This window comes from Acinetobacter sp. FL (genome assembly GCF_040744925.1).
Lineage (GTDB): Bacteria > Pseudomonadota > Gammaproteobacteria > Pseudomonadales > Moraxellaceae > Acinetobacter > Acinetobacter radioresistens.
This window is the reverse complement of the sequence record NZ_CP160437.1, coordinates 1,741,763-1,764,269: the sequence shown is the minus strand read 5'-3', so window position 1 is coordinate 1,764,269 and position 22,507 is coordinate 1,741,763. Positions and strand designations below refer to the sequence as shown.

Genomic DNA, 22,507 nt, shown 5'->3' with positions numbered 1-22,507 from the left:
GGAGATCATAGGAACTAGATGTATATTTATTGGTTTAAGATACCCATGAACCTGGTATGTTTCAATCAAATCTAATTCGATTTTTATTATAAAACCTGAAGAATTTTATAAAGGCTGCTGTTTTCGGACAGCAGTCTTTTTTATAATTATCTTGAATTCATTCAAAAATTTTAAAATTTGAAAGGCGATAGGAAATAGCATGACTAAGGATTTTAAAGCTGCAACTTATATTGTAGATGATAATCTTGCAGATACGCTTTGTTGGCTATGTCAGCATCAGGACAGTTTCGACAGTTTTTCTTATGATGTGCAGACTGGTGAGTTAATAGTGAATCATGCTGCAGGTAGTGATGTGATTCGTAAAGGTAATTATCTTAATGCAAGTTATGGTGTTTTACTGACGTCTTCCTAGAAAGCAGAGATATAAAAAAGCCCCAGTTTGGGGCTTTTTAAATTTATATATCTATTTAAGCTGACATGGCATCTATACTGAGTTCAGCAACTGTTGGCTTGGCTTTCTCGGCACTTAACCCCAGTTTATTAAAGAGGATACGGTCTTTGCCTTCACCTGCATTTGGTGTCGTTAAAAGTTTTTCTCCAGAGAATAAGGAGTTGGCACCCGCCATAAAGGCCAAAGCCTGATCTGAATCGGAAAGTGATTCACGCCCGGCAGAAAGACGGATATAACTTTGTGGCATGATAATGCGGGCAACCGCAATAGTTCTGATCCATTCGGTGACATCCAGTTTTTCAACATCAGCAAGAGGCGTACCTTCAATCGGTACCAGCATATTGATTGGTACTGATTCAGGATGAACTGGAAGAGTGGCCAGTTCATGTAGTAAGCCAATACGGTCCTGCTTGCTTTCGCCTAACCCGACAATACCTCCGCTACATACCTTCATTCCTGCCTGGCGTACATGGTCAAGGGTATCTAAACGGTCATCGAAAGTACGGGTACTGATGATATGAGAATAGTATTCACGGGATGTATCGAGGTTATGATTATAATAATCCAGTCCTGCATCTTTTAAGCGTTCTGCCTGAGACTGATTCAGCATACCTAAAGTCATACATGTTTCAAGGCCAAGAGCCTTAACTTCACGAACCATTTCCAGTACATAAGGCATATCACGTTCATTCGGATTACGCCATGCAGCACCCATACAAAAACGAGAAGAACCAGACTCTAAAGCTTCTTTGGCTTCACGAATTACTTTTTCTACAGCAATACGTTTTTCTGCCTCAAGATTGGAATCATAATGCGCTGACTGTGAGCAATATTTACAGTCTTCCGGACACTTACCGGTTTTGATCGAAAGAAGCGTGCTAACTTGTATAGTATTCGGCTGAAAATTCTCGCGGTGAATTCGCTGGGCTTCAAAAATCAGATCCAAGAAAGGCTGCTGATACAAAGCCTCAATTTCTTCTCGAGACCAATCATTACGTACCGGACGGGTGCTGCTCATATGTCTGTCCCTAGTCATTTATATAGTTCATTACTGTGCATATTAAGCAAAACCGATGCCAGCTTCATTAGCAAAATATGACGGAATATAAAAAAACAAAGTCCAGCGCATGGACTTTGTTCATTTAAATGTTTTTACCATATTAATTTTAATTATTCACGGTGATTTCCATGAATATTTTGATTTTGCAGATCCGCCCGATGCTGTTTATTCAGCGCGCGGTCGTCTTCTTCATGATGTGTATTTTGTGGTGGTTGTGGGGTGCCTTGCTGTTGCTGGTTTTGGGGCTGCTGATGTTGATTCTGGTCTTTATTTTGCTGATGCATGATAAATTCCTCTTCACAAAAATCATTTGGTATCTTTTTTATGCCATAAACGAGAGTATGGAAATGTAGGGCTTATGTGGGAAACTGTTAGGAGACGTAAAATTAAAAGCTTATGATTTGCTGATCTGTTGTTCAATTGCCCAGTCAATGTGATGGTTTACAATTTCATCATGTTTTGATCTGGCCTGTTCAAGCTGCGCTATAATTTCAGTTGTATAAAGCGCATTTCCCAGCCCGATTGCAATATTACGCTTAAAGCTCTGGTAGCCGGTCCGTCTTAAGGGGCTACCTTCCGTATTTTTAAGAAAAATTTCTTCATCCCACTGCCATAGCTCCAGCAGGCTGATATTATCTAAACCATTACGTGGATTAAAATCTTCTATGTTGGCTTTTTTTGCAAAACTATTCCAGGGACAGATTAGCTGGCAGTCATCGCAACCAAAAACCCGATTACCAATACCATGGCGTAATTCTTGAGGAATAATACCTTTATACTCAATAGTTAAATAAGCAATACATTTACGTGCATCCAGCATATACGGTTCAACAATAGCTTGGGTCGGGCAGATATCAATACAGGCCGAGCAGGAACCACAATGCGCAGTTGCCGGTTCATCAAAAGGCAGGTCTAGCGAAGTAAAAAGCTCCCCAAGTACAAAGAAAGAGCCGGATTTTTTATGAATTAATAGGGTATGTTTACCCGTCCAGCCCATCCCGGCACTTTCTGCCAGCGATTTCTCAAAAATAGGCGCCGAGTCTGCAAAAGGACGTGATTCAAAGTTTCCGACCTTGTCGCGAATACGGCTGGCTAACGTTTTAAGTCGTCCACGCATGATTTTATGATAATCACGGCCACGAGCATAACGGGCAATAATGGCCGAGTTGGGTTCATAGGGTACGTAGCGCGGTTTGGGTGTTTCTACCAGATAGTTCATGCGAACACAGATAATACTTTTAGTTCCGGGTACCAGCAGGGTGGGATCAGCACGTTTTTCTAAATTTTCCTTTAAGTAATCCATATCGGCATGATAGCCTCGATCCAGATACTCCTGAAAACGGGCCATTTCTGCCTGGGTATCGGGCTTGGCGACCACGCAGTCAGCAAAGCCCAGATCAAGTGCCTGAGACTTGATCCATTGCTTGAGTGCCTCGGCATCCAGCTGTGCCAGATCAATTTTTCGGGAAGGTAAAGATTCGGACATAAACCGGATAGGAAGGAAAAAATAATGCTGAAACAAGTGTATCATAGCCAGGCAATTCAAGCATGGGAACGACGCTGGTTTAGCCAGAAAAACTCTTCTTTTGGACTGATGCAGCAAGCAGCCTGGCAAATGACCCAGTATATTATTCAGTGCCTTCAGTATAAAAAGCTTGCTCCGCGTATTGCAGTCTGGTGCGGACAAGGCAACAATGCCGGGGATGGCTATCTGGTGGCAGCTTATCTGGCGAGCGCAGGCTATGATGTTGAAATTTTCGCGGCTGTGCCAGGAGAGTCGGCAGATTTACATTCGGCAATCCAATATGCACAGAGGCAGCATATAAAAATTCATAACAGTTTCGATGTTCCAGAATATTTTAACTGTCATATTGATGCTTTATTTGGAATTGGGCTAAATCGTATTCTGGATGAGGATTGGCAAAAGGTTATCTATAGTCTTAACCAGAAAACAGGTCTGAAAATTTCAATTGATATGCCTAGTGGTTTACAGGCAAATACAGGAAAACCCTTACCTTGTGCCGTCAAAGCGGATCATACCTGTACACTATTGGCTTTAAAAGCCGGCTTATATACCGGGCAGGGCAAAGAGTTTTCTGGTCAGGTTCAACTTTTATCTCTTATCCCTGTAGATGATGAACTGGAACCAATAGCAAGCCTGTGTCCAAAGCAGATTCAACTGCCAAAACGTCAAGCCTCAGGGCATAAAGGCAGTTATGGCCATGTGCTGGTGGTGGGCGGACATGCCGATATGGGAGGAGCTGTGATTATGGCAGCCGAAGCTGCTTTTGCTGCGGGTGCCGGAAAGGTTACTGTGGTATGTGACAGTAAACATCATAGTCCCATTCTGGCCCGTTCTCCCAATATCATGCTTAAAGATATTCATGACTTAAATAAAGACTCTATTTGTGAAATATTGAATCAAGTCGATGCAGTTTGCTTCGGTATGGGATTAGGACGTGATAACTGGGCAGGTCAGCAGTTTCAGCAATGGTTTCCTGAACTAAAACAGGCTAAACAGCTAGAAGTGGTACTTGATGCTGATGCGCTCTGGTTTTTAGCCGCAGCTAATGCCAAATTAGATACTCATTTTTATGCGACGCCCCACCCGGGTGAGGCAGCAAAATTGCTGGGTGTAAAAGTCAGTGAGGTTGAAGCGGACCGAATAGCGGCTATTCATCAGTTGATGCAGAAATATCACGGCCAATGGGTACTCAAAGGTGCAGGCAGCCTCATATTAAGCCAGCAATTGTGGATCTGCACTGAAGGTAATCCGGGTATGGGAACAGGCGGCATGGGAGATGTTTTATCCGGTATGATAGCCGCACTAAAAGCACAGTTCCATGACAATATTCATTTACATGAGATTATCAGCCTGCATGCCCAAGCGGGTGATATGCTGGCACAAAGTGGTGAACGTGGCTTACAGGCCCAGCATATGCCTCAGACAATTTATCAGGTGGTAAACCGTTAGAGCAGACTGCCTAGACCGCTATACAAGCCATATATTGCAATGGTAAACAGTAAAATACCACATATCAGTAGAATTCTCTGATATGCAAAAGAACGGCTAACTCGCTTAAATAGCAAATAGGCTAGGCTCAAGGTCATAAAATCCAGAATTATCCAGACCAGAGTTAATAGAAATAGACTCTGGTTTATTTCTGGCATTACCTGAATAAACTGTGGAAAAAATGCACTAAAGAACAGAATATCCTTAGGATTCGAAATACCTACCAGAAAACCCTTAGTAAATCCGCCGAATTTGGGGTTCAACATCTGGATTTCAGCCTGATGTTTCTGTTTGCTGTCTTGGATTAGTTGCCAGCCTAAATATAAAATATAAAGACTGCCTAGACATTTCAAAATATCCAGAAAAGAAGCATTTAGTGAAAGAAAACCTTTCAGAATAAGTGCTGAAATAAAAATCAGTACTAGTGAAGCTGCATTAGTTCCTAAAATAGTTTTAAAAGCTTTTTGATAGCCGGCCTGTAGGCCTGTACCAACCACCAATAACAGTACCGGGCCGGGGATAATAATCATCAGGACGACACTACTGATGTATAAGAGTAACTCTAAATGGTTCATGTCTTATCCAGTAGAAATCATTTTAACGGCGTCGACTACTATTACGGCTCCGGCCACGAGCCATACCACCCAGCACATTTAATACAGCAAGTTTGCTCATGCTACCAGAAGCATGTGCATGACAAATGGCGGCAGCTAAGGCATCCGCAGCATCCGCTTGTGGGCGAATTGAGAGGTTTAATAGTTTCATTACCATCATTTGTACCTGTTCCTTGTCCGCAGCACCATAACCGACAACAGACTGTTTGATCTGTCTAGCCGTATATTCTGCAACTTGTAAGTCAAGATTAACCAAAGCTGCAATAGCGGCACCTCGTGCTTGACCGAGTTTCAGAGCAGAGTCCGGATTTTGTGCCATGAATACTTGTTCGACGGCGGCTTCTGTTGGTCCATGAAATTTCACAATCCGCTCAATGCCTGCAAAGATACGTTTCAAGCGTTCAGGCATATCCTGGCTTTCTGTACGAATAGTACCGGCATCAATAAAGCGTAATTTATTTCCTTCTTTTTCAATGATTCCATAACCTGTTAAACGTGAACCGGGATCAATACCGATAATTAATGACATACTGGGACTTTAAAAAAGGAATAATGCCCTTATTGTTACATAAGCGTATTAAAAAAGCTTGAAGGTGATGCATTACCTGAAGGCTACACACTTTATTTTGTTGAGATTAGATTAATTTTCATGAAATTATTTCTTACTGTTTTTGCTGTCTTGGTCTTGGAAATACTCGTCTGGATCGGAGTGGGTGACCTCGTTGGCAGTATGTGGTATGTATTTTTCTGGTTTATTGCTGCCTTTTTTATCGGTATGAATCTTATCCGGAAATACTCTGCCGGTGTAATGCCACAGATGCAACAAATGCAGATGGGGCAAATGAGTGCAGATTCGTCATTGACTAATAATCTTCCAAAAATTATGGCCGGGTTTTTACTGCTTGTTCCAGGCCTCATTACAGATGTGCTCGCAGTGCTGATTTTGATTCCAGCTGTACAGAGAGTTTTCCGTGATGCACTCATGAAAATTATGGCTAAACGTCAACAGGCCATGCTTGAAAAAATGATGGGTGGAATGATGGGTGGTAATATGCAGAATATGGGCGGTAGCGGACAGAATCCATTTGCTGACATGATGCGACAGATGCAGGATATGCAGAACCAACAGGGTGGAAAAGGAGGGCGTGACTCTACCATTATTGATGGCGAGGCACGTGAAGTAACACCTGATGCTAAGAAAATAGAATTAAAAGACGTTAAACAAAAATGATTTATCGATAAATTTATAAACCGGATCTAATGATCTGGTTTTTTAATGAAAGTATTTTAACCTTCATCCTCTATCTCACTTATTGCATCATTTTCTGGTTTTTCATCTTTATATTCAGGTTGATCGTCTGCTAATGGCGCAACGCAGTTATAGGTACGAGGGCGGAGTGCGGTCTGTGAATTTTCGGAATTTTTATACTTTTGGCTCCGGTTTGCCCGTTCACGAAAGCCACCTTTACTGATTAGCTGGACCATATCTGGGGTCTCCTTTGGCAAAATAGCAGTTTAACAAAATATCATGCCAATATTAAAACAATGTAGTTCTCATCAAGAGTAAAATTACTGAATATTTTTATCATACGTTGTTGCTGCTATCGTACTGTCGATTTAAATGATTTTGCCTAGAATTTATGCATTGTAATTGCAATTTCTTTACCATAAGATAATAGTTGTAATACCTATTGTACTCAGCAGTTGTGTAAAACTCACAATAACAAAAACGATAAAATAGGAGGATACCTATGTTGTACCAATATCATTGTGCATGTTGCAATAAAGTGGTCTCATCAACAGAAAAAGAATGCCCTGCTTGCGGCTCTCACTCCATTCGGAGTCCTTTCGGGTTCTGGATGTTTTGTATCACTGCATGCCTGGCAGTAGTCATGACGATTACAGTAGTTCAGGTATATTTTCAGGACCATCAGGATGTGCCTGTACAAACAACCTTGCTAGATGTACTCAACCATGACCGGACACCAGCTCATACTTGGCCTAAGCCTCAGTAGGGTTATCATAAATTTTTAGAGGTGAGGAGATTTTGCGCTAAAGGATGGGCAATTAAGCAAAATTTTTACAGCTTGTATGGGCATGACCTATAAAAAAGCCAATTGATTTCAAATCAATTGGCTTCTTGTCTGATAACTTAGTAAATTTTAAAGACCAGCAGAGGCTTTAAGTGCTTCTACTTTGTCTGTTTTTTCCCAGGTAAATGCAGTATCTGAGCCTTCACGACCAAAATGACCATAAGCAGCTGTCTGCTTGTACATTGGTTGAATCAGATTCAGCATACGGGTAATGCCATAAGGACGAAGGTCAAAGTGCTCACGTACGAGCTGAATGATCAGCTCTTCTGAAACCTTGGCAGTATTAAATGTATTGATTGAAATAGAGGTTGGCTCTGCAACACCAATAGCATAAGACACCTGAATTTCGCACTTTTCAGCAAGACCTGCAGCCACAATATTTTTAGCTACATAACGTCCTGCATAAGCAGCAGAGCGGTCAACCTTTGAAGGATCTTTACCGGAGAAAGCACCACCGCCATGACGGGCCATACCGCCATAAGTATCAACAATAATTTTGCGACCTGTTAAACCACAGTCCCCTACTGGACCACCAATCACGAACATACCGGTCGGATTAATGTGGAATTTGGTTGCTACATGGAACATTTCTGCAGGAATCACCGGTTTGATAATTTCTTCAAGTACTGCTTCTTTTAGCTGTGCCTGAGTAATTTCCGGATCATGCTGGGTGGAAAGAACTACCGCGTCTAAACGCACCGGACGGCCATTTTCATAGGCAAAGGTGACCTGGCTTTTTGCATCTGGACGTAACCATGGCAGAGCACCAGAACGACGTAATTCTGCCTGTCGTTCCATCAGACGGTGAGCATAAGAAATAGGTGCTGGCATCAGCACGTCAGTTTCACGACTGGCATAACCAAACATTAAACCTTGGTCACCTGCTCCCTGATCTTCAGGTTTCTGGCGATCAACCCCCTGAGCAATTTCAGGAGACTGCTTGCCAATCATATTAATGACAGCACAGGTTGAACCATCAAAACCTAAATCAGAATGATGATAACCAATTCCATTGACGGTCTGGCGAACGATCGCTTCAACGTCAACGTTGGCAGTTGTTGTGATTTCGCCGGCAAGTACAACTGCACCCGTTTTTACTAACGTTTCACAAGCAACCCGCGCATATGGGTCTTCTTTTAAGATTGCATCCAAAATGGCATCACTGATCTGGTCAGCCATTTTATCCGGATGGCCTTCGCTTACAGATTCCGAAGTAAAAACAGCGTACTCGCGCATGAAAGTCCTATCGCAGTTATTTCAAAAGACGGAATATGTTACATCGACTTAGACGTTTGGACTAGCTGTAAATGATGAAAATCTCTTGTTTCAAGCTGAAATAGCTGCAACTTCCACCAGCTGTTCCAAGAAAACAGCAAATATTCATCATTATATAATTTAGTGATGAATATTGCATTTTTCTTCATAAGCAAGAATGTTTGTACTTTATATCCTGTTTATATCTGACTTTTAGTGCCTTATACGTATGATAAAAGGGCATTTGCAGAATACTTAACAAGAAATGCCGTCTTCACCCTTTACCCTCAACCGTTTTTTTAAGACAATATGCACTATCGCATAATTCTCTATTCATTTTCTTTTTCTGACGAATTTATTGGAATCTGACCTATGACAACCCCCCTTAATGAACGCCGTATTGCAAATGCAATTCGTGTACTCGCCATGGATGCAGTGCAAAAAGCAAATTCTGGACATCCAGGCGCGCCAATGGGGATGGCAGATATCGCTGAAGTGGTTTGGCGTGATTTCTTGAGCCACAACCCGACCAACCCGCAGTGGGCCAACCGTGACCGCTTTGTCCTTTCAAATGGTCATGGCTCAATGCTGCAATATGCTCTTCTGCATTTGACAGGTTATGACCTTTCAATCGAAGATCTAAAAAACTTCCGTCAGTTGCATTCAAAAACTCCGGGCCATCCAGAGTTAGGCTATACACCAGGTGTTGAAACAACTACTGGGCCTCTAGGTCAGGGTATTGCAAATGCAGTAGGCTTCGCACTTGCTGAAAAAACATTGGCTGCACAGTTCAATAAAGATGATATTAAGGTAGTTGACCATTATACCTACTGTTTCCTAGGTGATGGCTGTCTGATGGAAGGCATTTCGCATGAAGTCTGTTCACTGGCTGGAACTTTAGGTCTGGGTAAACTGATTGCCTATTACGATGACAACGGCATTTCAATTGATGGTGAAGTTGAAGGCTGGTTCAGTGATGATACACAAAAACGCTTTGAAGCATATGGCTGGCAGGTGTTACGTGTAGACGGTCATGATACTGAAGCTATTCGTCAGGCAACGATTGAAGCTAAAGCTGAAACTCAGAAACCAACTTTAGTTATCTGTAAAACGATTATCGGATTAGGTTCGCCAAATAAACAGGGTAAAGAAGACTGTCATGGCGCTCCGTTGGGACTGGATGAAATCACACTCTCCCGTACGACTATGGCATGGACCGATACAGACTTTATTATTGCTGAAGATGTCTATAAAGCTTGGGATGCTAAAGTAAAAGGTCAACAGGCTGAAGCTGAATGGAATGAGGTTTTTGCCCAGTATCAGGCAAAATATCCAACCGAAGCTGCTGAATTGTTACGCCGTCTAAATGGTGACTTGCCTGAAGAATTTGTTGCCAAAGCAGATGCCTTTATTGCGGAAGTTAACAGCAAAGAGGAAACCATCGCTTCACGTAAAGCGAGCCAGAACACACTTCAGGCATTTGGTCCGTTGTTACCAGAACTGTTAGGTGGCTCTGCTGACCTTGCCGGGTCAAATCTGACCTTATGGAAAGGCTGTGAAGGTATACAGACTAATCCGGCCGGTAATTATGTGTACTATGGTGTACGTGAATTCGGTATGACTGCAATTGCCAATGGTGTAGCACTGCATGGCGGTTTTATTCCTTACGTGGCGACCTTCCTCATGTTCATGGAATATGCACGTAACGCCGTACGTATGTCTGCACTCATGAAGCAACGTGTCATTCATGTTTATACGCATGACTCAATCGGTCTGGGGGAAGATGGTCCGACGCATCAGCCAATCGAACAGATTGCTTCGTTACGTTCTACGCCAAACCTGAATACCTGGCGTCCAGCAGACACTGTTGAAGTTGCAGTTTCCTGGAAATCTGCTCTACTACGTAAAGATGGTCCATCTGCCTTGATTTTCTCCCGTCAAAATCTGCCATTCCAGCAACGTACTGAAGAACAGATTCAGAATGTAGCCAAAGGTGGTTATGTTCTGGCAAAAGAAAAAGGCGAGCTAAAAGCAATTATTATTGCTACAGGCTCAGAGGTATCCCTGGCAATGGAAGCATACGCACAGCTTGAAGGTGTACGTGTAGTGTCTATGCCATGTGCCGAAGAATTCATGAAACAAGAAGCGGTATACCGTGAATCTGTACTGCCTGCCCATATTCGTGCCCGTGTCGCAGTAGAAGCAGCACATGTGGATTACTGGTGGAAGTTTGTCGGTCTGGACGGTAAAGTAATTGGTATGACCACCTATGGTGAGTCCGCGCCTGCTAAAGACCTGTTTAAGTACTTTGGTATTACTACTGAAGCCGTTGTAGCTGCGGTGAATGAACTGACTGCCTGATTTCTTTGGGTGAGATAAAAAAGCGCTCTAAATCAGGGCGCTTTTTTATTCTGGTTTTAAAAGTATGACTGAGTAAATCCAGTATAACTTACGCATTACTACTTTATTTGGACTGTTTTCTATTTTAAAAATAAATTAAGTAGTTCAGATTATTTTAAAATATGACAGAGCAGCCATCACAAGAAAAAAAGATTCCGCGACGAACAGCCCGGGTAAAATCAGATAGCTTTGATTATTCGCTCGACTTTAAAAAGATTAACTTTCGTCAGCATCCTGAGCTTTATGAAATTGGCCGTGGAGAGCAGGGTGTTTTACTGGTTGAGCCCTATAAATCCGAAATTTTGCCTCACTGGCGCTTTGCTGATATTGAAAAGGCTGAGCAGAGCAGTCAAAAAATTTATCAACTATTTCTGGACTATTTAAAGCAGCAAGATTTTGTTGGCGCAGATATGGCCCGAAAATTTTTACAGATGGGTTATACCCGTGCCCGGCGCTATGCAAATCATAAAGGGGGGAAAAAATATCAGGGGCCTGTGCCTAGTGACAAAAAAGGTCTTAGTGGCGCTCATGGCCGGCAGGCATTACCACGCGATATTGAGGATCCAATTAAAGCTGCGGCAGCACGTATTTTTAAAGAGAAATGGGATATGGCAAAACAGCATGAATTATATTTGAAGCTGAGACAAAAATTTATAGAAGACTATAAAAATTAATAGAAAAGACTGGTTCGAGATGAGTTAAAGAAAAAATCTGGTGAACTACACTCAACCATCTTATTAGAATTGTAAAAACAAAAAATATACGAATTTGACTAACTCTTTGTTACTGTAAAGATTAAATTAAGTGAGCAGAAGAGTTATTTAAATTCTTCTTCATAATGATGATTTTTATACGTTCTATATATGAGACGGTACGTTTTAAGCATAAGACTGTAATTTATTTTTCAATCTCTACAATAATGTTTATTCTTCTAGTGAGTTATAAAAAATGAAATCTTTAAAAGTTTTTGGTTTAGGTCTGGCAGTTGCAGTTACAACTACTTTAAGCATGGCTAAACCGGTGGATTATAAAATTGATCCAACACATACTGCGACAGTGTTTTCTTGGGACCATTTTGGTTTTTCTACACCGTATGCCAATTTTTCTGATATTCAGGGTACAATTAAGGTAGATAACGCAAAACCTGCCAACTCATCTGTAGATGTGACTATTCCTGTTTCCAGCCTGAATACGAATGTAAAGGCTTTAGATGAACACTTGGCTAAAGCTGAATGGTTTGATGCTGCAAAATATCCAACTATTACCTTTAAAAGTACTAAAGTCGAACCTAAAAAAGACAAGAAGCATTTTAAAATTACCGGTAACCTGACGGTAAAAGGAATTACTAAACCAGTTGTACTAGATGCTGTGTTAAATAAGCAAGGCGAGCATCCAATGACCAAGGCTCAATCGATTGGTTTCAATGCTACGACTTCATTTAAGCGTTCTGATTTCGGAATTGCAAGCTATGTCCCGAATGTTGGTGATAAAATCACTGTACAAATTACGACTGAAGCTTCTGTAGCTCAGGCAACACCTAAAAAATAATAGATATTTTCCATGCTTAAAAAGCGCCCAGTCGGGCGCTTTTTTATATTTTAAATTATAAAAATATAAATAATCTGAAAGTATAGACTGCCGGAAGAACTTATTTATTCACTGTCTGTTCAAGACCATTCAGGAAATTTTGAAGAACAAGTGCACACTGCTGTTCAAGCTCATCTGCATATTGCTCATGGTCAGCACGCAATTGGTTGATAGAGAGTTTCGCCTGCTTTAGCTCACAGGTATGTCCCACCAGCCAAGGCTCAAAAGAATCTCCGGCAACTTCCAGATGGAACTGTAGCGCCAGAATATTTTTGCCGAGCGAAAAAGCCTGATTTTTATATAAAGTAGAACTGGCAAGTAAAGTAGCACCAGCCGGTAAATCAAATGTATCGCCGTGCCAGTGCAGAACAGGCGTATTTGCTAAAGGTGCTAATGGATTATCCTCTGTCTCATTTAAGAGCAGTGTACTCCAGCCGATTTCTTTTTGCGGGCCTGCATAGACTTTAGCGTTCAAGGCATAGGCAATCATTTGTGCTCCTAAACATATACCAATAGTAGGCAGGTCGGATGCAAGCCGCTGCTTTAAAAGATCAATCTCGATCTGTAAAAATGGATATTCTTCAGTTTCATATACACCAATTGGGCCACCAAGAATAATGGTTAGACCTGCATGTAAGAATGCCGGTTCAAGCGCATCTACGCCAGCTTCAAAGTAACGTACACGATACCCCAGTTGATAAAAAAGATCTTCCAGTGATCCTAGATCTTCAAAGGCAACATGTTGAACAACGTAAATAGTTTTAGGAAATACAGATTGCTTTGACATTGTTTAAATTCGTATGCTCGGTTGGCAATATTCTAAGGCGAATTAGTGCTCAAGCAGAGCACTATTTTTATTGAATAATTGAAGAGGTCAAAAAAGATATTTTACAGACTGATTTTTTATTTCAGTATTTAGAGTATGTTCATCTTTCAGATGGACACCTGAAAGTTGAAGCCGGGCTGATTTTTGCATAAGCGCTATTAAACGTTGAGCAGCTACATGCAGGGAGAGCCCTGCAGGGCGGATATTGGAAATACAGTTTCGGGCAGAATCCTGACAGCCAGTTTTAGCTTGCCAGGTATAATAAACGCCCATACTGTCGGGGGAACTTAAACCTGGACGTTCACCAATAAGCATAATCAACATTTTGGCCTGAAGAGTTTGTGCAATTTCGTCCCCTAGAGCAACGCGACTGCCTGTAGCCAGAATGACCGGTGCAAGCGACCAGCCTTGCTGTTGCACTTCCTGCCGTATTAACTGTATAAAAGGTATGGCATTTTCTTCAATTGCCAAAGCGGACAAACCATCGCCTGAGACAATAACTACATCGAATGTTTGAGCTGACTTCGTTACATATTCTTTGACTAATGTCCGAGATTCATCAGACAGTACCCGGCCAAGATCAGGATGTTTTAAGTAAAGCTCTTTATTGCTGGCTTGGCTTTGCACATGTATGTGTTCTAACTCTAACTGCTCAAGCTGTTGCTGAAGTTTGGGAATATTAAGCTGACACAACACGGCATCTTTAGCTTGTGCATGTGCCAGCTGGAATTTTAGAAGCTCATTTGTAGGGATGCTACAACCTGCGCGTCCCAAGGCAATGCGGGCATCTGTAAAACGTTTGAGCTGTGCCCAGTCATTTTCATGCAAGGCAGCAGAATAGTGGGTGTCCGGATAAAGTTTCATCATTTCTCCTTATGATTTTAGAAGTCTGGAGAACTGTTCAGGCATTTGCTTTGCCCATTCAATCTGTTGATGCTGCTGACGGAGAATTCCTTGCTGCTCCAGCCAGTGAGCGAACTCTGGTGCTGGCTGTAATCCTAAAAGCTGGCGAGCGTATAAAGCGTCATGAAAAGATGTAGTCTGGTAGTTCAGCATAACATCATCTGAACCCGGTATTCCCATAATAAAATTGATTCCTGCTGTGGCCATTAAGGTCAGCAGGGTGTCCATATCATCCTGATCAGCATCAGCATGATTGGTATAACAAATATCACACCCCATAGGTAAACCCATGAGCTTGCCACAGAAATGGTCTTCCAGACCGGCACGGATAATCTGTTTGCCATTGTACAGATATTCTGGACCAATAAAGCCAACTACAGTATTTACTAAAAAAGGATTGAACTTGCGTGCAACCGCATAAGCCCGTGTTTCAATGGTCTGCTGGTCAACCCCGTGATGAGCATTACTGGACAAGGCACTTCCTTGACCAGTTTCAAAATACATGACATTTTGCCCTATTGTCCCACGCTTAAGGCTTAAGGCGGCTTCATAGCCTTCCTGTAACATGGCCAGTGAGATTCCGAAGCCTCGATTTGCAAGTTCAGTACCGGCAATCGACTGAAACATCAGATCAACCGGAACATTCTGGTTGGCCAGATGAATGCCTGAACTGACATGGGTTAATATACAGGACTGGGTTGGAATCTGATAATCCTGAATGATATGGTCCAATAGTTTTAAAAGCTCAGAAAGATTCTGTAAATTGTCAGTCGCAGGATTAATTCCAATGACTGCATCACCATTGCCGTACATGAGTCCATCCAAGATACTAGCTGAAATACCGAGCAGGTCATCTGTAGGATGATTTGGTTGTAAACGGGTAGAAAGACGGCCCTTTAAGCCTACGGTATTACGAAAGCGGGTAATAATTTCACATTTGCTGGCTACTAGTATTAAATCCTGATTCCTCATGATTTTACTAACCGCTGCCACCATTTCTGGTATTAAACCCGGGCTTAGTGCCTGCAGTTTTTCAGTAGTTGCCTCTGCACTGAGCAGCCAGTTTCGAAAGTCACCTACGGTAAAATGTGCAATCGGGTAAAAAGACTGTGCATCATGTTCATCAATAATTAGCCGAGTTACTTCATCAGTTTCATAATCGACCAGTACTTCATTTAAAAATTTTTTTAATGGAACTTCAGCAAGAGCCATTTGTGCAGCGACTCGCTCGGTTGCATTTTGCGCAGCGATTCCAGCCAGTTCGTCTCCCGAACGTAGCGGTGAAGCTTTAGCCATCAGAGTCTTTAGGTCTGGAAAAATATAGTTCTGTTGAGCGATTGTGGTCTGATAACGCATAAGAATCTATCCCTTTTTAAAGTTCCTGTTCTGCCTTTCTGATATTTTCAAATTCTTCTTCAGGTGTTCCCTGTACCAGCCGATGGCGGCTATAAACCAGAAAATAGACAATAAAAGCTATATAAATTCCTGCTGCCATAAACCAGACTTTTGGATCAACCAGAAAACCTGCAATGACTGCAATTAACGCCAGTATCAAAGCAATACCTGATGTCAATATTCCACCTGGAGTCTTATAAGGCCGATCCATATCTGGACGAGACAGGCGCAGTTTGATGTGTGACAGCATCATCAGGACATAAGAAATAGTCGCACCAAAAACAGCCATAAGAATCAGCAAATCACCTTCACCAGTAAGGGACAGGGCAAAGCCAATAACTCCAGGAATAATAATTGCCAGATAGGGAGCTTTATTTTTATTGGTTAAAGAGAGAGATGTCGGCATATAACCGGCACGGGACAACGCAAAAATCTGACGAGAATAGGCATAAATGATAGAGAAAAAACTCGCAATCAGACCTGCCAGTCCAACAAAGTTGACGAAACCTGCAAGCCAGGTATGTTCACCATATACGGCAACCAGGGCATCTACCAAGGGAGCTCCAGAGTCTTTTAACTGGTTTGCTCCAGCTGCGCCAGCACCTAAAAACAAAATAAGCAGGGCAAATGCTGCCAGTATCAGCATTGAACCAATCAGACCACGGGGTAAGGAGCGAGTTGGTTCTTTGGCTTCTTCAGCAGCTAACGGTACACCTTCGACTGCCAGAAAGAACCAGATGGCATAAGGTACGGCAGCCCATATTCCTAAATAACCCATCGGTAAGAAAGCACTGGCACCGGCTTTGTCAGATACTGCAATATTAAACAGGTTTGCACTGTTAAAGTGCGGGATCATGGCTATAATAAAGACCAGCAATGCCACAGCAGCAATCGCGGTAATAACAAAAATAATTTTTAATGCCTCACCAGCACCTTTAAGGTGTATGCCCATAAAGACTAGATAACACACCAGATAAATGATCCAGCCACCCACACCAAACAATGATTCACAATATGCACCAATGAAACAGGCGATGGCTGCAGGTGCAATGGAGTATTCAATCAGAATAGCAGTACCGGTCAGATATCCGCCAAAAGGTCCGAATGCGGTACGGGCAAAACTGTAGCCTCCTCCGGCGGTAGGCAACATGGTGGCCATTTCTGACATAGAGAGACACATGCACAGATACATGACTGCCACTACTGCTGTCGCAATAAACATACCGCCCCAGCCACCTTGTGCGAGGCCAAAATTCCATCCGGCGAAATCTCCTGAAATCACATAGGCAACACCTAAGCCGACCAGCAGCAGCCAGCCGACCGCACCTTGTTTAAGTTGCCGTTTGGCAAAATATTCTTTTTGGGTGCGCAGGGTAGAAGAAGCAGTTGCATCAACAATCTTTGGATTGTTCATAATGTACTCCATTTTTTTATTATGTTTGATCTGGTCATAAATGCAATTTTAGTACCAAGATCTAAAGCAGGCTTCCAAGCCTGATATACCATTCTATTTGAGTAGCAGTTTTATTATTTTGCTAAATTTATAAAGTAGTAAAAGTTAAATATCGGAAAAGATTTACGGCTACCTGAAGTAGCCGTAAATAAATCAATTCGGAATTCCTAGAAGAAGCCAGCTGGTTTGGTTGAGTAGCTTACCAGCAGGTTCTTGGTTTGCTGGTAATGATCAAGCATCATTTTATGATTTTCACGGCCAATTCCTGATTTCTTGTATCCGCCGAAGGCAGCATGAGCAGGGTAGATGTGATAGCAGTTAGTCCAGACACGACCTGCTTCAATCGCACGGCCTGCGCGGTAGGAAGTATGGGCTGAACGTGACCAGACACCTGCACCTAGACCATAGATTGTGTCGTTGGCAATTTTAATGGCTTCATCAAAATCTTTAAAAGTAGTTACCGACAGCACAGGACCAAAAATTTCTTCCTGGAAAATTTTCATGCTGTTATCACCCTTGAAGATCGTTGGTTCAATATAGAAGCCTTGACCTACCTCATTACGCTGTCCACCACCTACCAGTACCTGAGCACCTTCTTCGCGTCCGGTAGCAATACATCCTAAAATTTTATCCTGCTGCTCTTGAGAGGCCTGTGCACCAATCATGGTGTCAGTATCTAGCGGGTGGCCCGTCTTGATGCGTTTAACACGTTCTACGGCCATTTCCAGGAACTGGTCAGCAATTGATTCCTGAATCAGGGCACGTGACGGACAAGTACAGATTTCGCCCTGATTCAGCGCGAACATGGTGAAACCTTCTAAAGCTTTTTCCAGATAGTCATCCTGCTGATCCATAACGTCAGCAAAGAACAGGTTTGGTGACTTACCGCCAAGCTCCAGCGTAACCGGAATAATATTTTCGGTTGCATATTGCATAATCATCTGGCCCACTTGGGTTGAGCCAGTGAAAGCAATTTTTGCAATACGCGGATTGGTTGCAAGCGGGCGTCCTACTTCAACACCATAACCATTTACAATGTTTAGAATACCTGCCGGCAACAGGTCCTGAATCAGTTCAGCCAGAACCAGAATACTGACTGGTGTCTGTTCAGCCGGTTTTAGTACGATACAGTTACCGGCAGCCAGCGCAGGTGCAATCTTCCATGCTGCCATCAGGATGGGGAAGTTCCATGGAATAATCTGGCCGACTACACCAAGCGGCTCATGAAAATGATAGGCAATAGTATCTTCATCAATTTCAGAGATCCCGCCTTCCTGAGCACGGATACAGCTGGCGAAATAACGGAAATGATCAATTGCCAGTGGAATGTCAGCTGCTAGGGTTTCACGGATAGGCTTGCCGTTATCCCAGGTTTCTGCTACAGCAAGTTGTTCAAGGTTGGCTTCTAGGCGATCTGCGATTTTGAGAAGCAGGTTTGAGCGTGTTGTTGGTGACGAGCGATTCCATTGCTCTTTGGCCTTATGCGCGGCATCGAGTGCAAGTTCAATATCTTCAACAGAAGAGCGGGCAACTTTAGTAAAGACTTTGCCATCGACTGGCGAGATATTTTCGAAGTATTCTCCTTTTACCGGAGCTACCCATTCTCCCCCAATGAAGTTGTCATATTGAGCTTTGAACTGAACTTTTGAACCAGGTTGATTAGGATCGGCATAACGCATGTTTATCTTCCTTTGCTTATAATTTAATTTGTGTAGCTGCGAATTTTTATACCGCTTTGGTATAAGGCTACTTTCGCATACTATTTATTTAGCATATAAAAAATAAGGTTGGAGAAAGGTTGGAAAAAGTGACAATTTGCAAGGAATGTACAAATGTTTACAAAACAAGACCTGCAGCAACAACGTAGTACCATTGAAAAGCTTAGGCACAGTAGCAGTCTATCGCCTGGAAATGCCCAGAAGCTCAGTCAAAGTATACTTAGTTCCTGGCAGCGTTCGGCTACAGCCGAGATACCTAAAGGCCGGATAGCTGCGCCCTTGCAAGATTTAAAATATATTCCAGGTTCTGCTAATCCCTTAAAGTTTGCGCTTGAACATTGTGCTGAAGATTTACGTCATGTGGCTGAACAGTCTGCCATGGTGATTGCAGTAGGGGACATCGGAAGTACAATTATCTGGTCAGCATCGAGTGGACAAATGCGTAATGCAGCAGAAAAAGTGCATTTCGTTGAAGGCGGGCAATGGCGTGAAGAACTGGTAGGAACCAACGCGCTGGCTTTAAGTTTAAAAACCCAGCAGTCTTCCTGTGTGTTCTCTAACGAGCACTATATGGAGTCTATTCATGACTGGGTCTGTTATGCAGCACCTGTGATTGATCCGTATTCCAGACAGGTTCTGGGAGTGATTGATTTATCAACAACCTGGGATCATCATAACAGTCTGGGGCTGCTGGCCGCAGAACGCTGCGCATCGATTATTCAAACTGCTTTGATTGAACATCAGAAACAGCGCTTGTATATTCGTGCCTTTGCTGTACCAAAAGTTATTTTTAATGGTAAAGGGCTGGTTCTTACACCACGCCAAATCGAGATTTTAGCCATTTTGGCTTTATGTCCTCAAGGCCTAAATCTGGATAATTTACATCAGGCACTCTATGGTGAGCGCAAGATCAGCATGGGAACCTTAAAAGCAGAAATGTCACAATTACGTGATGTACTGGGGGGAATGCTGGGTTCGCGTCCTTATCGCTTGCTGGCACAGGTTGAAGCAGATTTCTTGCAGGCTGAACAGGCACTCGACGCTGGCTATGTTGAAACAGCGATTCAGGCCTGTCGTGGAATTTTCCTGGCAAAGACCGAAAGCCCATTTTTATGTGCTTGGCGTGACTGTCTCGAATCACGTTTAAGTGAAGCAATTTTCCAGTCGAATCAGAGCGATGTACTGCTTAAGCATATTGCCCACGTCCCGGAAGCAATTGACGCCATTGAACGGCTGGCCGATCTCTTGCCTGCCGGCCATCCTGCCCATCAGTTAGTATTGAAATACCGGGAAATACAGCAATAAACTGTTAAAGTTCCTGTTCGTCTAACCAGTCAAACAATTGTCTGTAGACCTGCATACGTACAGGTTTTTGTGATAGCACCAGATCATGTAAGCCATTTTTTATAGTTTGAATGGTTACCTTGCCCTGAATCTTTTGTGCATATTTTTTGATATCTCTGACATTCAGAATTACATCACTATTGAGTGCAGTCTTGTTCCAGCGTCTCGGATTCTTAGTCTGGTGAGAATGCATAACCAGTACAGGCACCCTGATTGTTATGCCCTGATGAATTTCTTTTTGTGCTTCAAAAATAGCGTGGATAAAACTTAATTCAACCTTTGGATAAGCCTGAGGTTTCCAGTTCAGATCAAAATCCCATTCACCATACCACTTTTGATGCAGACTCGGGATATACCAACGGTTTAAGCCACTTGGAAAGCGTAATTTAGGCAAATATTTAGCCACGTGACTCAGCGCCGGCAAACCAAATTTTTTCTCAATAGCTGACAGGTTAAAATCATAAAATGGACTGTTTAGCCATAGAGCCTTGATTAGAGGATGCTCTGGGTAATGAGCTGCATACAAAGTGCTGATCAGCCCGCCAGTTGAGTGACCTGCCAGCAGGACCATATCATGCTGTTCCTGCTGAATCTGTACCAGTGCCTGAGTGATCTCAGCATCATATTCCTCTAGCTCTTTAACACGGTAGAGTTCCTGATGAGGCAAATATGATCGGCCATAGTTATGCAGATCAAGAGCGTAAAAGTCAAAGCCATGCTGATTAAATTGCTCTGCCATTTCAGTTTGGAAAAAATAGTCCAGAAAGCCATGAATATAAAGCACAGCCTTGCGGGTAGCTTGAGCGGCCTTTTTACGGACTAACGTCGCAATTACCGGGCCGGAGGTATGAGCTTGTACATGTAGGCGCAGCTGCTGGTAGCCTTCACCTAGCACGTCCGGTTGGTAATTTATTACTGTTTTTGGGGAAGTCATAAGAAAGATTATAAGGTGTTGTTATTTTCCTTATGCTTGATGAAATGAGCAGTTTTGTCAATTCCTGAAACGACCTCAAAAATGTATGAGCTAAAAAAAGGAATATCAAAATACTGATATTCCTTAAACGTACAGCAAGTCATTGATTGGAGGATTGACTTACATCGCCGCTTTAAACATTTCTACCACCTGTGCATGTGTTGCCTTACGAGGGTTGGTGAGCATACAGGCGTCTTTTTGCGCATTTTCAGCCATAATAGCCAGATCAGCTTCTTTTACGTTCAGCTCATTTAAACCTGATGGAATACCAATTGAGGTAGAAAGTTCTCGAATTGCATCAATTGCAGCATAAGCTGCTTCAGTCACTGTTAAGCCTTCAGTATTTACACCCATCAGTTCAGCAATTTTCCGGTAACGGTCCGGGCAGGAAATCAGGTTAAATTCGCACACATGTGGTAATAAAATGGCATTACATACGCCATGCGGCAGGTTATAAAAACCACCTAACTGGTGTGCCATAGCATGTACATAGCCTAAAGATGCATTATTAAATGCCATACCAGCCAGATACTGCGCATAGCTCATGGCATCACGGGCTTCAATATTTTCACCATTGGCGACTGCCGGACGCAACCATTCGCTAATCATACTGATTGCTTTTTCAGCACAGGCATCTGTAATCGGATTTGCTGCAGTCGAGACGTAAGCTTCTACGGCATGAGTCAGGGCATCCATACCTGTGGCAGCAGTCAAGCCGGCAGGTTTAGCCATCATTAATTTAGGGTCATCAATCGCAATCAGGGGAGTACAGCGCCAGTCAACTATTGCCATTTTAACGTGGGTATCTGTATTGGTAATGATACAGAAACGGGTCATTTCAGATGCTGTGCCTGCCGTAGTATTGATTGCAACCAGTGGCGTCATTGGTACGGTACTTTTATCAATACCTTCATAATCACGGATATGACCGCCACCGGCAGTGACGAGACCAATACCTTTGGCACAGTCATGTGAAGAACCGCCGCCTAGAGATACAATAAAGTCACAGCCATTTTCATTGTATGCTTCGACGCCTTTATGCACATTAATGTCAGTCGGATTAGGTTCAGCACCTGGAAAAATGTGGCTTTCTACTCCAGCTTCGGTTAGGTAGCCGGCAATCGTATGCGCTACACCAAATTTGAATAAGCCTTCATCTGTCACGATTAAAGCTTTTTTTGCACCCAGATTTTGTGCTTTGCTACCAATTTCCTTTGCACAGCCTGGACCAAATAAAGATACACAAGGAATATAAAAACCGTTAGTTTGATCTGCAATATTTTTAAAAGCCATGAAGAGATTCCTTCTTCTATCATTGTTGTTTACAGGTGACCCTCACCTTAAGCATAGTATTAAAAAAATTAAGTGTTTTTTGCACCTACCAAATACCTACCATTTTTTGTCATAGGTAAAAATTTAAAAA

The 22,507-nt window shown here is 42.6% G+C and carries 22 protein-coding genes; 8 read left to right on the top strand and 14 right to left on the bottom strand.

From position 1 onward, the window contains the following. Positions 1-199 precede the first annotated feature (199 nt). Positions 200-412, top strand: coding sequence for a hypothetical protein (locus ABZP31_RS08290; RefSeq protein ID WP_005026360.1), 213 nt, complete (start codon positions 200-202; stop codon positions 410-412). A gap of 55 nt (positions 413-467) precedes the next feature. Here the strand turns inward: ABZP31_RS08290 and bioB are convergent, their stop codons facing one another. The 3 genes from bioB to queG form a co-directional block, all read right to left on the bottom strand. After that, on the bottom strand, positions 468-1,469 hold the full coding sequence (gene bioB / locus ABZP31_RS08285) for a biotin synthase BioB (RefSeq protein ID WP_005019880.1): 1,002 nt from the start codon (positions 1,467-1,469) through the stop codon (positions 468-470). A gap of 152 nt (positions 1,470-1,621) precedes the next feature. Further along, positions 1,622-1,795 (bottom strand): hypothetical protein, encoded by a 174-nt coding sequence (locus ABZP31_RS08280; RefSeq protein WP_005019882.1) that lies wholly within the window; start codon positions 1,793-1,795, stop codon positions 1,622-1,624. Positions 1,796-1,905: 110 nt separating this feature from the next. Further along, positions 1,906-2,997 carry a tRNA epoxyqueuosine(34) reductase QueG gene (gene queG, locus ABZP31_RS08275; protein ID WP_367156783.1) on the bottom strand — a complete coding sequence of 364 codons (1,092 nt, stop codon included), beginning with the start codon at positions 2,995-2,997 and terminating at the stop codon, positions 1,906-1,908. Positions 2,998-3,021: 24 nt separating this feature from the next. Here queG and ABZP31_RS08270 point away from each other — a divergent pair, with 24 nt between their 5' ends. Further along, a complete protein-coding gene (locus ABZP31_RS08270; protein WP_367156782.1) occupies positions 3,022-4,485 on the top strand; it encodes an NAD(P)H-hydrate dehydratase in 1,464 nt (487 codons plus the stop codon). Here ABZP31_RS08270 and ABZP31_RS08265 read toward each other — a convergent pair. Continuing rightward, positions 4,482-5,099, bottom strand: a complete 618-nt coding sequence (locus tag ABZP31_RS08265; protein ID WP_005019892.1) for a LysE family translocator — start codon at positions 5,097-5,099, stop codon at positions 4,482-4,484. The two genes, ABZP31_RS08270 and ABZP31_RS08265, sit on opposite strands and share 4 nt — an antisense overlap. A gap of 22 nt (positions 5,100-5,121) precedes the next feature. Then, positions 5,122-5,667 carry a crossover junction endodeoxyribonuclease RuvC gene (gene ruvC, locus ABZP31_RS08260; protein WP_005019893.1) on the bottom strand — a complete coding sequence of 182 codons (546 nt, stop codon included), beginning with the start codon at positions 5,665-5,667 and terminating at the stop codon, positions 5,122-5,124. A 120-nt stretch (positions 5,668-5,787) separates the two neighbouring features. Between ruvC and ABZP31_RS08255 the strand changes: the two genes are divergently transcribed. After that, complete coding sequence (locus tag ABZP31_RS08255) at positions 5,788-6,369, top strand: FxsA family protein (RefSeq protein ID WP_005019894.1); 582 nt, start codon at positions 5,788-5,790, stop codon at positions 6,367-6,369. Between the two features lie 56 nt (positions 6,370-6,425). Here the strand turns inward: ABZP31_RS08255 and ABZP31_RS08250 are convergent, their stop codons facing one another. Continuing rightward, entirely contained in the window at positions 6,426-6,623 is a 198-nt protein-coding gene (locus ABZP31_RS08250; protein ID WP_005019896.1) for a hypothetical protein, read from the bottom strand. A gap of 266 nt (positions 6,624-6,889) precedes the next feature. Here ABZP31_RS08250 and ABZP31_RS08245 point away from each other — a divergent pair, with 266 nt between their 5' ends. After that, on the top strand, positions 6,890-7,153 hold the full coding sequence (locus ABZP31_RS08245; protein WP_005026343.1) for a hypothetical protein: 264 nt from the start codon (positions 6,890-6,892) through the stop codon (positions 7,151-7,153). A gap of 147 nt (positions 7,154-7,300) precedes the next feature. Here ABZP31_RS08245 and metK read toward each other — a convergent pair whose 3' ends face one another. Further along, complete coding sequence (gene metK / locus ABZP31_RS08240; protein WP_005019905.1) at positions 7,301-8,467, bottom strand: methionine adenosyltransferase; 1,167 nt, start codon at positions 8,465-8,467, stop codon at positions 7,301-7,303. A gap of 390 nt (positions 8,468-8,857) precedes the next feature. Between metK and tkt the strand changes: the two genes are divergently transcribed. The 3 genes from tkt (at position 8,858) to ABZP31_RS08225 (ending at position 12,433) form a co-directional block, all read left to right on the top strand. Continuing rightward, positions 8,858-10,846 (top strand): transketolase, encoded by a 1,989-nt coding sequence (tkt, locus tag ABZP31_RS08235; RefSeq protein ID WP_367156781.1) that lies wholly within the window; start codon positions 8,858-8,860, stop codon positions 10,844-10,846. Between the two features lie 161 nt (positions 10,847-11,007). After that, complete coding sequence (locus tag ABZP31_RS08230; protein ID WP_005406381.1) at positions 11,008-11,559, top strand: DUF4385 domain-containing protein; 552 nt, start codon at positions 11,008-11,010, stop codon at positions 11,557-11,559. A gap of 274 nt (positions 11,560-11,833) precedes the next feature. Continuing rightward, positions 11,834-12,433, top strand: coding sequence for a YceI family protein (locus tag ABZP31_RS08225; RefSeq protein WP_005019909.1), 600 nt, complete (start codon positions 11,834-11,836; stop codon positions 12,431-12,433). Positions 12,434-12,533: 100 nt separating this feature from the next. Here ABZP31_RS08225 and ABZP31_RS08220 read toward each other — a convergent pair whose 3' ends face one another. The 5 genes from ABZP31_RS08220 to ABZP31_RS08200 form a co-directional block, all read right to left on the bottom strand. Further along, positions 12,534-13,259 carry a glutamine amidotransferase gene (locus ABZP31_RS08220; RefSeq protein WP_034683390.1) on the bottom strand — a complete coding sequence of 242 codons (726 nt, stop codon included), beginning with the start codon at positions 13,257-13,259 and terminating at the stop codon, positions 12,534-12,536. A gap of 87 nt (positions 13,260-13,346) precedes the next feature. Continuing rightward, positions 13,347-14,162 (bottom strand): ethanolamine ammonia-lyase subunit EutC, encoded by an 816-nt coding sequence (gene eutC / locus ABZP31_RS08215; protein ID WP_248122448.1) that lies wholly within the window; start codon positions 14,160-14,162, stop codon positions 13,347-13,349. A gap of 9 nt (positions 14,163-14,171) precedes the next feature. Then, positions 14,172-15,557, bottom strand: coding sequence for an ethanolamine ammonia-lyase subunit EutB (locus ABZP31_RS08210; protein WP_248134503.1), 1,386 nt, complete (start codon positions 15,555-15,557; stop codon positions 14,172-14,174). Positions 15,558-15,573: 16 nt separating this feature from the next. Continuing rightward, entirely contained in the window at positions 15,574-17,010 is a 1,437-nt protein-coding gene (gene eat, locus ABZP31_RS08205; RefSeq protein ID WP_248134505.1) for an ethanolamine permease, read from the bottom strand. 206 nt (positions 17,011-17,216) lie between these two features. Continuing rightward, positions 17,217-18,728, bottom strand: a complete 1,512-nt coding sequence (locus ABZP31_RS08200; protein WP_005406368.1) for an aldehyde dehydrogenase family protein — start codon at positions 18,726-18,728, stop codon at positions 17,217-17,219. A 153-nt stretch (positions 18,729-18,881) separates the two neighbouring features. Here ABZP31_RS08200 and ABZP31_RS08195 point away from each other — a divergent pair, with 153 nt between their 5' ends. Continuing rightward, positions 18,882-20,072: a transcriptional regulator gene (locus tag ABZP31_RS08195; RefSeq protein ID WP_248134507.1), complete on the top strand. Its 1,191-nt coding sequence runs from the start codon at positions 18,882-18,884 to the stop codon at positions 20,070-20,072. A gap of 4 nt (positions 20,073-20,076) precedes the next feature. Here the strand turns inward: ABZP31_RS08195 and ABZP31_RS08190 are convergent, their stop codons facing one another. Continuing rightward, positions 20,077-21,045, bottom strand: a complete 969-nt coding sequence (locus tag ABZP31_RS08190; protein ID WP_248134509.1) for an alpha/beta hydrolase — start codon at positions 21,043-21,045, stop codon at positions 20,077-20,079. Positions 21,046-21,204: 159 nt separating this feature from the next. Then, positions 21,205-22,377 carry an iron-containing alcohol dehydrogenase gene (locus ABZP31_RS08185; RefSeq protein ID WP_248134511.1) on the bottom strand — a complete coding sequence of 391 codons (1,173 nt, stop codon included), beginning with the start codon at positions 22,375-22,377 and terminating at the stop codon, positions 21,205-21,207. Positions 22,378-22,507: the final 130 nt, after the last annotated feature.

Coding starts and splice junctions, on each gene's coding strand:
- ABZP31_RS08290 (WP_005026360.1), top strand. CDS start 200: ATGACTAAGGATTTTAAAGCTGCAACTTATATTGTAGATGATAATCTT.
- bioB (WP_005019880.1), bottom strand. CDS start 1,469: ATGAGCAGCACCCGTCCGGTACGTAATGATTGGTCTCGAGAAGAAATT.
- ABZP31_RS08280 (WP_005019882.1), bottom strand. CDS start 1,795: ATGCATCAGCAAAATAAAGACCAGAATCAACATCAGCAGCCCCAAAAC.
- queG (WP_367156783.1), bottom strand. CDS start 2,997: ATGTCCGAATCTTTACCTTCCCGAAAAATTGATCTGGCACAGCTGGAT.
- ABZP31_RS08270 (WP_367156782.1), top strand. CDS start 3,022: ATGCTGAAACAAGTGTATCATAGCCAGGCAATTCAAGCATGGGAACGA.
- ABZP31_RS08265 (WP_005019892.1), bottom strand. CDS start 5,099: ATGAACCATTTAGAGTTACTCTTATACATCAGTAGTGTCGTCCTGATG.
- ruvC (WP_005019893.1), bottom strand. CDS start 5,667: ATGTCATTAATTATCGGTATTGATCCCGGTTCACGTTTAACAGGTTAT.
- ABZP31_RS08255 (WP_005019894.1), top strand. CDS start 5,788: ATGAAATTATTTCTTACTGTTTTTGCTGTCTTGGTCTTGGAAATACTC.
- ABZP31_RS08250 (WP_005019896.1), bottom strand. CDS start 6,623: ATGGTCCAGCTAATCAGTAAAGGTGGCTTTCGTGAACGGGCAAACCGG.
- ABZP31_RS08245 (WP_005026343.1), top strand. CDS start 6,890: ATGTTGTACCAATATCATTGTGCATGTTGCAATAAAGTGGTCTCATCA.
- metK (WP_005019905.1), bottom strand. CDS start 8,467: ATGCGCGAGTACGCTGTTTTTACTTCGGAATCTGTAAGCGAAGGCCAT.
- tkt (WP_367156781.1), top strand. CDS start 8,858: ATGACAACCCCCCTTAATGAACGCCGTATTGCAAATGCAATTCGTGTA.
- ABZP31_RS08230 (WP_005406381.1), top strand. CDS start 11,008: ATGACAGAGCAGCCATCACAAGAAAAAAAGATTCCGCGACGAACAGCC.
- ABZP31_RS08225 (WP_005019909.1), top strand. CDS start 11,834: ATGAAATCTTTAAAAGTTTTTGGTTTAGGTCTGGCAGTTGCAGTTACA.
- ABZP31_RS08220 (WP_034683390.1), bottom strand. CDS start 13,259: ATGTCAAAGCAATCTGTATTTCCTAAAACTATTTACGTTGTTCAACAT.
- eutC (WP_248122448.1), bottom strand. CDS start 14,162: ATGAAACTTTATCCGGACACCCACTATTCTGCTGCCTTGCATGAAAAT.
- ABZP31_RS08210 (WP_248134503.1), bottom strand. CDS start 15,557: ATGCGTTATCAGACCACAATCGCTCAACAGAACTATATTTTTCCAGAC.
- eat (WP_248134505.1), bottom strand. CDS start 17,010: ATGAACAATCCAAAGATTGTTGATGCAACTGCTTCTTCTACCCTGCGC.
- ABZP31_RS08200 (WP_005406368.1), bottom strand. CDS start 18,728: ATGCGTTATGCCGATCCTAATCAACCTGGTTCAAAAGTTCAGTTCAAA.
- ABZP31_RS08195 (WP_248134507.1), top strand. CDS start 18,882: ATGTTTACAAAACAAGACCTGCAGCAACAACGTAGTACCATTGAAAAG.
- ABZP31_RS08190 (WP_248134509.1), bottom strand. CDS start 21,045: ATGACTTCCCCAAAAACAGTAATAAATTACCAACCGGACGTGCTAGGT.
- ABZP31_RS08185 (WP_248134511.1), bottom strand. CDS start 22,377: ATGGCTTTTAAAAATATTGCAGATCAAACTAACGGTTTTTATATTCCT.